This is a genomic window from Streptomyces sp. NBC_00102 (assembly GCF_026343115.1).
Classification (GTDB): domain Bacteria; phylum Actinomycetota; class Actinomycetes; order Streptomycetales; family Streptomycetaceae; genus Streptomyces.
Genome location: NZ_JAPEMC010000001.1, coordinates 3,735,263 through 3,748,010, shown reverse-complemented (window position 1 = coordinate 3,748,010; position 12,748 = coordinate 3,735,263). Strand labels below are relative to the sequence as shown.

Annotated in this window: 10 protein-coding genes and 1 CRISPR repeat array; of the genes, 3 read left to right on the top strand and 7 right to left on the bottom strand. The window is 70.1% G+C overall.

The genetic code is table 11. From position 1 onward, the window contains the following. Positions 1-184: 184 nt before the first annotated feature. The 5 genes from OHA55_RS16740 to OHA55_RS16720 form a co-directional block, all read right to left on the bottom strand. On the bottom strand, positions 185-877 hold the full coding sequence (locus OHA55_RS16740) for a GntR family transcriptional regulator (protein WP_266707085.1): 693 nt from the start codon (positions 875-877) through the stop codon (positions 185-187). 243 nt (positions 878-1,120) lie between these two features. Then, complete coding sequence (locus tag OHA55_RS16735) at positions 1,121-2,503, bottom strand: aspartate aminotransferase family protein (RefSeq protein ID WP_266707083.1); 1,383 nt, start codon at positions 2,501-2,503, stop codon at positions 1,121-1,123. A 239-nt stretch (positions 2,504-2,742) separates the two neighbouring features. After that, positions 2,743-3,322: a CRISPR direct-repeat array (repeat unit 29 nt; unit sequence GGGACCATCCCCGCACGCGCGGGGAGCAC). Between the two features lie 811 nt (positions 3,323-4,133). Next, positions 4,134-4,358, bottom strand: coding sequence for a hypothetical protein (locus OHA55_RS16730; protein ID WP_266707081.1), 225 nt, complete (start codon positions 4,356-4,358; stop codon positions 4,134-4,136). An 888-nt stretch (positions 4,359-5,246) separates the two neighbouring features. Beyond that, positions 5,247-5,600, bottom strand: a complete 354-nt coding sequence (locus OHA55_RS16725; protein WP_266707079.1) for a PRC-barrel domain-containing protein — start codon at positions 5,598-5,600, stop codon at positions 5,247-5,249. Positions 5,601-5,910: 310 nt separating this feature from the next. Next, positions 5,911-6,072: a hydrophobic protein gene (locus tag OHA55_RS16720; RefSeq protein WP_266707077.1), complete on the bottom strand. Its 162-nt coding sequence runs from the start codon at positions 6,070-6,072 to the stop codon at positions 5,911-5,913. Positions 6,073-6,243: 171 nt separating this feature from the next. On the opposite strand from OHA55_RS16720, the gene OHA55_RS16715 reads away from it, so the two are divergent. Next, the gene (locus OHA55_RS16715) at positions 6,244-6,489 is read left to right on the top strand and encodes a DUF6332 family protein (protein WP_266707075.1); all 246 of its coding nucleotides are present in this window, start codon (positions 6,244-6,246) and stop codon (positions 6,487-6,489) included. Between the two features lie 58 nt (positions 6,490-6,547). Here OHA55_RS16715 and OHA55_RS16710 read toward each other — a convergent pair whose 3' ends face one another. Next, complete coding sequence (locus OHA55_RS16710; RefSeq protein ID WP_266707073.1) at positions 6,548-7,111, bottom strand: hypothetical protein; 564 nt, start codon at positions 7,109-7,111, stop codon at positions 6,548-6,550. Between the two features lie 156 nt (positions 7,112-7,267). Beyond that, a complete protein-coding gene (locus tag OHA55_RS16705) occupies positions 7,268-8,164 on the bottom strand; it encodes a glycoside hydrolase family 19 protein (protein ID WP_266707071.1) in 897 nt (298 codons plus the stop codon). A gap of 444 nt (positions 8,165-8,608) precedes the next feature. Between OHA55_RS16705 and OHA55_RS16700 the strand changes: the two genes are divergently transcribed. Both OHA55_RS16700 and OHA55_RS16695 read left to right on the top strand, forming a co-directional pair. Then, positions 8,609-10,855 (top strand): serine/threonine-protein kinase, encoded by a 2,247-nt coding sequence (locus OHA55_RS16700; RefSeq protein WP_266707069.1) that lies wholly within the window; start codon positions 8,609-8,611, stop codon positions 10,853-10,855. Between the two features lie 241 nt (positions 10,856-11,096). Then, complete coding sequence (locus OHA55_RS16695; RefSeq protein WP_266707067.1) at positions 11,097-12,605, top strand: PstS family phosphate ABC transporter substrate-binding protein; 1,509 nt, start codon at positions 11,097-11,099, stop codon at positions 12,603-12,605. The last annotated feature ends 143 nt before the right edge of the window (positions 12,606-12,748 follow it).

The window sequence follows — 12,748 nt, the reverse complement described above, 5'->3', positions numbered from 1 at the left end:
CGGGGGACGGAGCTGGGCCGTAGCAGGGCCCAAAGGGGCAGCGCGGTCCGGTCGTTCTCGGAGGGAGGCGAGGCCGGGGCGGTCTCGGAAGTCGGGGCGGGGTCGGTCCCGGAGGTCGGGGTGGGTTCGGTCTCGGAAGTCGGGGCCGGGTCGCTCTTTTGGGCAGGGCCCGGGCCGGGGCGGCTCAGCGGCCGCCGTCCGTCGCGATCGACTCCACGGCGAGGAGCCGCTCCGCCCACTCCTGTTCCCGGGCGTAGTACGCGCGCAGTATCGCCAGCACGGCCGCCCGGTCCCCTGCGGTGACAGCCTCGGCGAGCGCTTCGTGGTCCAGCCAGAGCAGCCGGTCCCGCTCCGCGCTCGTACGCAGCCGGTGCACCAGGAAGACCCAGCCCTGGACGCGGAGGGTGGCGAGGAAGTCGCTGATGTTCGGGTTGCCGACGAACGCGCTCAGCTCCCGCCAGAAGCGAAGGTCGTAACCGATCAGCACATCGAGATCGCCGCCCCTCGCGGCACGCGCGGCCTCGGAGGCACGGCGCCGGACGGAGGTCATCGCCTCGCCCCGGACCGTGATCGGATGGCAGCCGCTGAAGACGCCCTCCACGATGACGGCACGGGCCTGCACGATGGAGCGGTAATCCCCCGCGGTGAACGCGCGGACCTGGAAACCGCGGTGTTCGTCGGAGACGAGGAGCCCCTGCGAGGCCAGGTCGAAGAGCGCCTCGCGGACGGGCGTCGCGGAGACCCCGTACTGCTCGGCGATCTGCTTGACGGTGAACTCCTTGCCCGACGGCAGACGCCCCGCAAGCACTTCGTCACGCAGCGCACCGGAGATCTGGCGGCGCAGCGTGTTGCGGGTCACACCTCCGCTCGGGCTCATCCCGTTCCCTCCGCATTTTTCTGTTCGGGACACCTTAAGGCAGGCCCACCCTGCCCGGATCCGGGCAGGGTGGGCAGAGCGGGCGATACGGGGACAGGCACGGGAGGCCGTCGCTTTTGACGGGAAATCCTCCCGCGCATGGCGTTGATTTCGGGCATTTCTCCCGCGAGCGGCTCGTTCGCCGTTACACGACGACCGTTCAGCCTCGGGGCAGTGCCGGTTCGGACGTGCGGGCGGTCCAGATCAGACCGTGTAACCGTCCGCGACCGTCAGCGCCTCGTCCAGCACCGCGAGCCCTTCCCGCGCTTCGGCCTCGCCGATGTTGCAGGGCGGCACGACGTGGGTGCGGTTCATGTTGATGAAGGGCCACAGCCCCCGCTTCTTCGCCGCCGCCCCGAACGCCGCCATCGGCGCCGCGGCCTCCCCCGTCGCGTTGTACGGGACGAGCGGCTCGCGCGTCTCCCCGTTCCGTACCAACTCCAGCGCCCAGAACGCACCGACGCCCCGCACCTCGCCGACCGACGGGTGACGCGTCGCCAGCTCGCGCAGCCCCGGGCCGAGCACCTTCTCGCCGAGCCGTGCGGCGGACTCCACCACCTTCTCCTCCTCCATCACCCGGATCGTGGCGACGGCGGCGGCGCAGGCCAACGGGTGGCCGGAGTAGGTGAGCCCACCGGGATAGGGGCGGGTCTCGAAGGTGGCCGCGATCTCCGCGTTGATCGCCACCCCGCCCAACGGCACGTAACCGGAGTTGACGCCCTTGGCGAAGGTCAACAGATCGGGCACCACCCCGTAGTGGTCGGCGGCGAACCACTCACCGGTACGCCCGAAGCCGGCCATGACCTCGTCCAGCACGAAGACGATGCCGAACCGGTCGCAGATCTCGCGCACACCCAGGAGGTAACCGGGAGGCGGGGTCATGATGCCCGCCGTACCCGGGATCGTCTCCAGCACGATCGCCGCGATCGTGCCGGGCCCCTCGAACGCGATGGTGTCCTCCAGGTGCTGGAGCGCGCGGGCGCACTCCTCCGCCTCGGTCGTCGCATAGAAGGGCGAGCGGTACAGGAACGGCGCCCAGAACCGCACCACCCCCGCCGACCCGGTGTCGGAGGCCCAACGGCGCGGGTCACCGGTCAGGTTGATCGCGGTCGACGTGGACCCGTGGTACGAGCGGTACGCCGAAAGCACCTTCGTACGCCCGGTGTGCACCCGCGCCAACCGCACGGCGTTCTCCACCGCCTCGGCGCCACCGTTGGTGAAGAAGATCTTGTCCAGGTCACCCGGTGTGTGCGAAGCGATCAGCCGCGCCGCCTCGGACCGGGCCTCGATCGCGAACGCGGGCGCGAAGGTGGCGAGTTTGCCCGCCTGCTCCTGGATCGCGGCGACGACGACCGGGTGCTGATAGCCGATGTTGGTGAAGACGAGCCCACTCGTGAAGTCGAGGTAGCGGTTCCCTTCGTAGTCCCAGAAGTACGAGCCCTCCGCCCCCGCCACGGCCAGCGGATCGAGCAGCCCCTGGGCGGACCAGGAGTGGAAGACATGCGCCCGGTCAGCGGCCTTCACCGCCGCACCGGCAGCCTGGTCGACGAACGGGACTGGGTTGCCACGAAGGGCTTCAGCGGTCATGCCGGTGAGCGTAGGCGCTGCGAGGCACGGCGCTCCATGACCACGTTGTACGGAGTGGAGGGCGGGGGTCGGCAGAGTGTCGGGGGTGGGGCGGGGTGGGGGGGTGGGGCGTTGGGCGTTGCGTTGGGCGTTGGGCGGGGCGTTTGGGCGTGGGGTGGGGCGGGCGTTGGGCGTTTGGGCGTGGGGTGGGGCGGGCGTTGGGCGTTGGGTGGGGTGCGCGTGCGCGTCGGTGACGTCCGGGCCGGGGCCCCGCGGACGCGGGGAGCACGGCCTCTGGCGCATCAACCCCTACCGTGACCCGGGACCATCCCCGCAGGCGCGGGGAGCACAACTTCGCCGAGACCGACGCCGATCCCGGAACGGGACCATCCCCGCACGCGCGGGGAGCACCACGACCGTGCCAGCCTCGCAGTGCATGACCAGGGATCATCCCCGCACGCGCGCGGGGAGCACTCATGCAGACCATCGCTGCACTTCAGAGCCGCAGGACCATCCCCGCACGCGCGGGGAGCACATCATGGACTCACTCCAGGCGCGGTGGGAGAGGGGACCATCCCCGCACGCGCGGGGAGCACGTGTACCCGGCGCTGTCGTAGATCCCGGCGTGGGGACCATCCCCGCACGCGCGGGGAGCACACACTTCGGTGTGCTGAACCCCACGTGAGTTTGGGACCATCCCCGCACGCGCGGGGAGCACAGCCCAAGAACGGTCCGTCCCGACAACACGCGGGGACCATCCCCGCACGCGCGGGGAGCACACCACCCGTACGCGGCGCTGGCGGGCGGTCAGGGGACCATCCCCGCACGCGCGGGGAGCACTCTTCCTGACCTGCGGGTTTATCCGGCGCCAGTCGACTCCCAGGCCAACTTCACCGAATCCGACTTAGCGGACATTAACCCCCACCACCTCAACGCTGGCCCCCGACCTGCCAGTTCACCACACCGACCCCCTCCGAGTCGGCCAAACCTCAGTCACGGCCCCGCGCCGCCGGCCGGCCGCAGCCACCGACGCACGCAGGAACCGCTTCACGGGCACGCAGTTCGCGCTCGCCCTCGTCGCTGCCCTGCTCTACGCCCTCGCACAGCCCGAGGTCTCGCCGCCCTCCGGCTCCGACGTACCCGCCCTGCCCGCAGGGCTGACCGCAACGTCACAGAGCGAGGGGTGCGGTTCCGGCAACTGCTACCGCCTGCTGACGATCGGCAGCGAGGGCGGCCTCTCCTACCAGGACATCGTTCGCCGTCTCGGCATCACCCACGAGACGTGCCGCCCAACGGCCGACTGCTGCTCGACCGGCGGGACCTGTGAGTCGGCCTGACCGAGGACCGCACCGACCGGGTCGTGATGTACGTGACGCTCAGCAGCCTGCTCGACTGACCGATCCCGATCCGTTTCGGCGGGGCACCGGCAAGCGAAGGCCGACGTTTCACTCGATCGTGGGCAGTGTGCCCCGGTCTCATCAACCTTTCCGGCGGGACGGCGCTCTGTAAATGAGTGACGGACCAAGGACGCGGACTTCCCTTCACAGGGCGGTCGCCGCAATGGAAAGGCACCCCGATGCAGAGCTCACCCACCCCCGCGCTCGCCCCCACCCCCACACCCTCGCACCGGCCGAACACAATCGGCGACGGGTCAGCCGCAGTCTCGCGGCGCCCTGTCGTCGGAGGTACACGAGTAGGTCCGCCACCTGCCCTCGTAGCCGTCGAGCGTCGCATCGTCCTTGGAGGAGTCGCCGCCCGAGGTCAGGACCGTGTGCGTCTTCGGCTCGCAGAACTGCGTCTGGCAGCGGCTCGGCGGCTCCTTCACTCCGATGTGCCGCGTGGCCCGGCAGCGGACTTCGCGCGGCTGAGCAATCACGGAGTCCGGCCATGCCCTTCGGTGCCTGTGACGCAGAAAGCACGAGGAGCCCCGGTGGTCGATGAAGTCGAGGCCCCCGTGAGCGGTGTCCCACAGCCCACTCCATCCCGGATCAAGGCGACCGCTTTTGAGACCCGCACCCCGGCCCGCGACCCCGTACGCAAGTTCCGGTACACACAAAGGAGCGGCCTCGATTCCCTTCGGAAATCGAAATGTTGGGGGCACCCTCGGGGCGCCGCTGTCGATGCTCACTCGCTCGAACCAGGAATGCGCCTCGCCCTCTCCCACCAGCTCCAGCCGCCGACTTCAGGACGTGTGCTCGCACTTCGCACCATGGCGCCCGGACCGGTCGAGAGAAGGAGCCCCGGGGTGCGGACCGGGAGATTCCCCGTCGCCGCCAACGACTTCACCAGTAATCACGGGCGGAGAGTTCACCGCACCGGAGGTTCTCCAGGGCCGCCCGCTGATGAAGTCAGTAGTGGCCAGCATTCGGGACAGCCTGACGTGTGTGACGGTTCGCTTGCATGGAGGCGGATCACGAATGGGTTCCCGCGATGGGCAGGGCGGATACCCGCCACACCCACACTCCTGCACCCCTTTTCCTCGATCACGGATATGCCATCCGCGCAAGGGAATCGGCATGTATTCCGTTACTCCCGGGGGGACGGCGTGCCCGGGCACCGGGCGGGTCGGGTGCCGGAGCCCGGTCCCCCGAACCGCAGGCGCACGGAAACGGGCCGGACCGGACAGATGTGCTCTGCCCGACCCGACCCGTCAGGGTCCAGCGACCCCGCGCGGTGGTCCGATCTCCATCCGCTCCCCCTCGGGAGCGAACCTGCGAGGGACGACCCCACGGGACCCCGTGGCCCGTTTCCGTACGCGGCGGGGTCAGATGCGACGGTGGCGCCCGTAGTGCTCGCCCGTGGTCTCGAAGAACTCAGGATTCCCCAGGTGGGAGTCCTTTTCGAACTCCGGAGCGCTCTTGATCTGCTCCTTGTCGAGGTCCACGTAGACCTTTTGCTCCTCCGGATCGACCCGGCGCACCGTGCCTGCCGGGAGCAGGACGTGCCTACCGAAGATCCAGATTCCGGTGTCGACCACCAGATAGGAGGAGCCGACCTCGTCGGAGTGCTTGTCGACCTTGCCAATGCTGCCGTCGGTCGCTTCGACCTTGTAACCGACCAGATCGGTACCCGCGGTGTGGCCGGCGGTGGGCTGGTAGCCCCAGATGTTCTCGCTCATCTTTACGGCTTCCTCTCTCGTTGCCGGAAAGTGGTGGGTTGCTCGGCGGAACGAGACCTTCTGCCGCGCGAGCGGCTCCCGTCCTGAACTTCGCCTGCCCGGCATCGTCGGGCTCATGCACCACACCTCCTCCTTCCTTTTCACCGAAATCATGTGACGTCCCCTCAGTCGTCGCCATCCGGCCACTCCCCTTTCCTGCAGAGCGTTGCGCTTACACCTCGCAGACGCATGGGAACGCCGAAGAGGGCCCGCCCATCGGGAGCGGACCCTCTGTGTTCAGCGAATCTCTCGTACGCGTGGTTGGTGCGAACTACCACCGGTACCAGCGGTGGCTGCCACCCTTCGGACGGGCCACGAAACCGATCAGCCAGAGAACAAGGACAATCGCCGCGACGATCCACAGCGCCTTGAGCGCGAATCCCGCACCGAAAAGAATGACGGCCAGAAGAAGAACGAGAAGCAGGGGAACCATGATTATCAACCTCCAGAGCTTCTGTTGCCCTTACAACTCCGGTCCACACGCGCGAATTCGACTGTTTCTCGGGGAAATTGCGGGGCATGCGATCACGCCCTTCCGGAACAGGGCCTCCACCCCCGGCCCCGCAGGCTGGACCTGGGCTGCATCGGCTGTCACTCTTCGGACATGGCAACGGGGCGGCGCACGCAGCAGGACCGGGACGACATCACCGTGGAGATCGGCTACGCGCTGCTCAGCGCATGCTTCGCCGGGGGCGTCGTGTTCGCCGCCATCGCCGGCCCAGCCGCCGTCTGGGACCTCTCGCCCGCCGTCGACAAAGCCCTGCTCATCGCAGGAGTCTCGGTCGGAGGTGTGCTCGCGGTACTCCGCGTCATCCACGTGCTGTGGCGGTTCGGGGAGCGCCGATCCTGAGGCAGGCCGCTCAGGACAGGTCGGGGTCGGGGTCGGAATCGGGCTCGGGTTCGCGGACTCAGAGTTCGGCGGCGTCGTCGTCCTCGGAGTCCCCCTCGCCGGGGAGTCCGGACTCCAGGACCTCAGCCTCACCGACCGCGGCAAGCAGCCAGATCGGGAACTCCGGGTCGGCCTGGCCCACCGTGAGGCCGAGCCAGCGTGTGGTACCGGGGATGCGCCAGACCTGCATGCTCCCGGCCAGGTTGCAGAGCTGCCCCAGGGGTTCGGGGGCCGCGGAGGCCATCTCCGTCTCCGTCTCGTCGCCGCCTGCGAGCCAGGGCCACAGGTCGACCGTCTCGGGCTCGCCCCAGCGTTCGGTGAGCGCCGTCGCCACGGCGCTGAACTCGGCCTCGATCTCCTCCTCGGCCGGTTCCGCCGTCTCCTCCTGGCGCCCGTCCCAGAAGTCCTCGCTCGCGCGCAGGATGAGCAGGTGGTGGCTGGGACCGCTGCTCCGTACCCCGCTGTCCTCCGCCTCCTCGCCCTGAGGGAAGGGCAGGCCGATCACGCGGTCGACGAGGGCTATCCGCTCGGCGGTCGTGGTGGGGGTGGGCAGGCTGCCGCTGTCGGATGTCTCGGATGTCATGCACACGGATCTTGCCAACTCCGACTCCGGAACGCCGAAGCGGGGGGCGCGGCACGGCCGATGGCCGGTCGCACCCCCCGCCCGGTCAAACGGAGGAGGAGGTGGAGACGGTGGCGCGGAAGCAGCTCGTGGAGCGGCCTCGGAAGAGGTGGCGGATCAGCAGCTCAGGTTCGAACCGGGGGAGACTCCCAGGATCGAGGTGAACGACTGGTACGAGTTGACGCGGCTCTGGACCTGGGCGGGGTTGCCGCCGTTGCACTCGATGGAGCCGTTGATGGAGCGGATGGTCTCGCCGAACCCGGCACCGTTGACCATGGCGTTGTGCGGGGTCATCGTGCCCGGTCCGCTCTGGGTGTTCCAGTACCAGAGGGCGGTCTTCCAGGCGACGGCCGCGTCCGTCTGGACGAGGTTGGGGTTGGACAGCAGGTTGATGCCCAGGGCGTCACCGGCGGCCTTGTAGTTGAAGTTCCAGCTCAGCTGGATCGGGCCGCGGCCGTAGTAGGCGGACTGGCCCGCCGGGCAGCCGTAGGACTGCGAGGTGTCGCAGTAGTGCGAGTAGTTGGCCGTGTTCTGCTCGACCACGTACACCAGCCCGCCGGTCTCGTGGTTGACGTTGGCGAGGAAGGCTGCCGCCTCCTGGCGCTTGACCGTGTCGCTGCCCGTGTTGGCGAAGCCGGGGTAGGCGCTCAGGGCAGCCGTCAGCCCGGAGTACGTGTAGAAGGAGTTCCGGCTCGGGAACATCTGGTTGAACTGCGACTCGCTGACGACGAAGCCGGAGGTGCCCGGCGTCCCGGGGTCGGTGGTGCCGCCGCCGGTGCCACAGGTGCCGGCGTCGGACCAGACGTCGGTGGTGCCGGGAATCTCGTTCTGGGTCCACCACTTGGCGGTCCAGTTGTGCCCGCCTCGGGAAGCGGAGTCGCCGCCCCAGTAGACGGACGAGGAGTTCCAGGCGGGGGCGCAGGTCGCCGCGGAGGCCGAACCCGCGGGAAGGACGACGACTGTCGCCGCGACGGCCGCCGCCGCTGCGAGAAGTCCCATGACGCGTCGGAACACGTGATCACTCCTTCGGTGCGACGCTGCGTCCGGACTTCTGACCGTTCCGGAGGCGCGCCGTCGTGTGGGGGTGCGGACACTCAAGCGAGAATGGTCTGGACCTGTCAAGGTCTGGACCAAGCTTCGCCCACCGCCCGCCGGAGCCCTCCGCGCCGGATCCACGGCTCACCGAACACCGCACACCCACACTCAACAGGGCTTATCCATAAAGGATTTAGGAAGCACGGGTTCCCGGACGGGTATCCGCCCCACCAAAAGATTCGGATGGCTCCCCCCTCTCCCGGACCCCCTCCACCGCAACTCAGTTCGAGAGATCGACCGGTCCCGGAACTCGAGCACCCGAGCGGATGCCCGTGGCCGCGGAACACTCCCGTCAGATTCCGCTTCGGCCGTCGGGGCGCGGTACCGCACCACCCGGCCGACCGGTGTGCGAGTATCCCGGACGTGGACCCGCTGACTCCTCAAGATCCTCCTCATGTGGGCCCGTTCCGGCTGCTCGGCCGCCTCGGCACGGGAGGGATGGGACGCGTCTATCTCGCCCGCTCGGAGAGCGGACGGACCGTGGCGGTGAAGGTCGTACACGCCCAGTTCGCGGTGGTGGACGAGTTCCGGATCCGGTTCGCCCGGGAGGTCGCCGCACTGGAACGCGTCGGCGACGCCGGCACCGCTCCGGTGATCGCGGCGGACACGGAGGCGGCCCTGCCGTGGGTGGCCATCGCGTACGTACCCGGCCCCTCGCTCCGTACCGTCGTGGGCGACCGGCGTCCGAGACGGGACAAGCCCACGCGGGACCAGTACGTGGAGGACGAGTGGGGACGGGACGGGGACGCGCGGGACGGCGGCCGACGCCTGTCGGGCGCCGAGCGCAGCGCAACCGAAGCCGCGTCCGAAGCCCTCCCGGAAGCAAGGCCGTTGCCGGTGGCCTCGGTGCGCTTCCTGGCCGCCGGGCTCGGGCGTGCGCTGATCCACATCCACGCGGCGGGCCTCGTCCACCGCGACCTGAAACCGTCCAACATCCTGCTGACCGTGGACGGCCCCCGCATCATCGACTTCGGCGTCGCCCGTGCGGTGGAGACGGTCACGGACGGCGGCCTGACCAGCACCGGCGCGGTGATCGGCTCTCCGGGGTTCATGTCGCCCGAGCAGGTACGCGGCGAGAAGGTCACCGCCGCTTCGGACATCTTCTGTGTCGGCGCGGTCCTCGCGTACGCGGCGACCGGGGTACAGCCCTTCGGGGCGTCCGACAGCGGCGTGCACGCGATCATGTTCCGGATCGCCAACAACGAGCCGGACCTGACCGCACTGCCCGCCGAACTCGGCCCGCTGGTGCGGTCCTGCCTGGACCGCGACCCGGACCGCCGGCCCACCGCCGAAGCCCTGGCCCGGTCGGCTCCGGCGCGGCGAGACGGACGGCCCGAAGCGTGGCTGCCGCCCGAGCTCCTGGCCGTACTCGGTTCCCAGGCGGCCCGGCTGCTGGACACGGACACGCCCGCCCCCGAGAGCGTCACCCCGGCACCCACCCCACCCGCCGGGCGGGCGACGCCCACCGCAACAGACCCGACAGCAGACCCGACAGCAGACCCGTCAACCAGCACGTCAGCAAATCCGGCAACACCTCCTGCGACAGCCCCGGCAACAAGACCGGCAGCACACCCCGCGACCACCACCCACGTTCCCGTGGGTGGCCACCCACGGAGGCGTTCCGCTCTGGTCGCCGCCTGCGCGGTCACAGGGCTCCTCGGCGCGGGCCTGGCCCTCCAGCACTACACCGCGGGCGGGCTCGCCGGCCTCGGCCGATTCGGTGGCCCCGGCGAATCCGCCGACCTGGCGAAGGACCCCGACACCCCCCACACCGACACCGGCACCGGCACCGGCACCGGCAACTACGGCGACGACTCCAGCGGCAACGGCCCCCGCCCGCGGGGAAGCACCGGCCCCGGAGACATCCCCGAGGTCTACCTCGGCGCCTGGGAGGGCGTGCTCAGGGGCTCCGGCGGTTCCCCGTTCGAGACCGGCCGGATCGAGATCGAGCAGGGCACCCGAGGCCACCGGACCGCCACCTACATCCAGGTCTTCGGCGAACGTCTCTGCATGGGCCGGTCCGTCCTCGTCGGCGCCTACCCGGACCACCTCGTCCTCGACGAGAGCGACGTGACCACCGGCATCCCCGCGGGCCGGTGCGCCCCGGTCGGCCGTCAGACGCTGACCGTACGCTCGCCCGACGTCATGGAGTGGACCTCCGGAGCGGTTCACACGACGTTCCGCCGCGCCGCGAGCGGTCCCCGCGCCGTCCCTGCCACCTTCCTCGGGCGCTGGAAGCGCGCCCCCGAACCGGGCCCCCGGCAAAGGCGTCTCTACCAGTACGACCTCACCGTCACGCAGGGACCGGTGGGCGCCCCACTCATCCGGTACGTATCGAGAAGCCCGAAGCTGGACTTCGACACCGGGCTGCCGGCCCCCGACCCCGTCGACTGCGCCAGCACCGCCGTCGTCGCAGGCGTGGGCGATCTGCTGATCGCCGGGCCGGACACCCTCGCGCCGGTGGACCGCTCCGACCCCGACTGCTTCTCCGACGGTTCCCGGTACCTGCGGGTCGACACCTACCGGGGCCGCGAACGGCTGCTGGTGCACGGCATGAGCGCGGACGGCGAGAGCGGCGAACCCGGCGAGTACTACAGGGCGGCCTTCTGACCACCCGGTTGTCACCCCCGCGCGAACCCGAAGCCACCGCGCCCGAACACGCCATCCCCTGCACAGAGTTGAACCGGCCAGCCCCCTTCCCGGGTCCGAGCTGAACAGGAGGCGAACACCGGCCGACAACACTCCTTCCGCAGCTCCGCACCCGTCCTCCCGCTCGTACGGTGGCCGCCCGAGGGCCGCGCCGGGCGCGCCGCGCGGTCCGGTACGCACGACGCAGCGCGAGGAGGCAGCCGTGAGCTGGTTCACCCCCGAGAACGTGGTGGCCGTCGGAACCGCCGCGATCGGCGTGCTGGTCTCCGTCGGGGTGCTCTGGTACGAGCGCCGCATTCCGGCCCCGCGGCGCATCGGGTACCGGGTCCAGATGGACACCCCGATCGGCAGCGGCGTCAACGTCCGGCTGGGGCTCTTCGACGAGACCCCCGACATGTCGGACGCCACCCTCGTCCTGCTGCGCATCGAGAACGACGGCTCGCAGTCCATCTCCCGCGACGACTACACCGGCATCGACCGGCACGGTCTGACCGTGGAGTTCACCGACCGGACGGTGCGCGGGATAGCCGTCACCCAGCCCGTCGAGGCCGGCCACCTGATGGAGCACTTCACCCCTGCCGCCGGGATGCGGCAGGAGGGCGGGCTCATACGGCTCCCGCGCGTGCCCCTCAATCGCCACCAGCACTTCAAACTCCTGGTACTGCTCACCGGTGGCGAAGTGGGCAGCCCGATCAAGGTAGTCGGCGGCATCCGGGACGGGGACGTACGGGTCAACAGCGCGGCCCGCCCGGACGAGAAACCGCCGGTCTTCAGCCGGGCCGCCCGGTTCATCACCGTCGCTCTGACCGTCGGAGTCGTCACGCTCTCCTCGATCATCCTGGCGCTCGACCGCACCCCGCCGCCGGTCGAATGCGCCCGGGGCACCCTGCGGGTGGCGGGATCCACCGCCTTCCAGCCGGCCGTGACCGAGATGGCGAAACTGTACACGCGGGCCTGCGAGGGCTCCTCGATCAGCGTGGACATGCACGGCAGTGACGCCGGAATCCGGCTCCTGGCCGAACGCGGCGCCGCCCCCGCCACGGTCGTCTTCTCCGACGACCCGAAGCCGGACGGCTACCCGGAGCTGAGCGAGAACAGCAGGGTCGCCGTGGTGCTGTTCTCGCTCGTCGTCAACGACAAGGTGCGCGTGCGGGACCTGTCGCTGGACGACGTGAGGCGGATCTACCGGGGCGAGATCCGGAACTGGAACCACTTCCCCGGCAACCCCGACCTGGAGATCCGGCTCGTGAGCCGGGACGCGAACTCGGGCACCCGGGTGGCCCTCCAGCAGCGGGTGCTGGGCGGCAACGAACCCGTCCCCACGTCGTCCCGCGACTGCCTCACCCGCGACGACCCGAAGGTGCCGGTCACCCGCTGCGAACTCAGCAGCACCGACGAGGTGCTGCGCACCGTCAAAACCGTGGACGGAGCGATCGGCTACAGCGAACTGCGCACCGGCACTCCCGCGCCGAAGGGCCTGCACCGCATCACCATCGACGGCAAGGAGCCGTCTCCCGAGAAGATCACCACCAGCGGCTATCCGTACTGGGTCGTCGAGTACGCGTACACCTACGAGAAGCCGGCCGCCGACTCGCTCGCCGCCCGCTTCCTCGACTACGTGAACAGCAACGACCAGCAGGCCCTGCGCAACCACGGCCACGTGCCCTGCTCGGCCCCGCAGGCGTACCCGCTGTGCGGCGACGGCCCCTGAAGACCACCGGGCCACCGGGCCACCGGGCCGCCAGGCCACCAGGCCGCCGGAGCCCCGGCGACCCGGAGCCCCGGTCCGAAAGCGAGAACGAGAACCGGCCGCGGGCCGGGACACGGTGCGTGTCCCGGCCCGCGGCCGTCGTC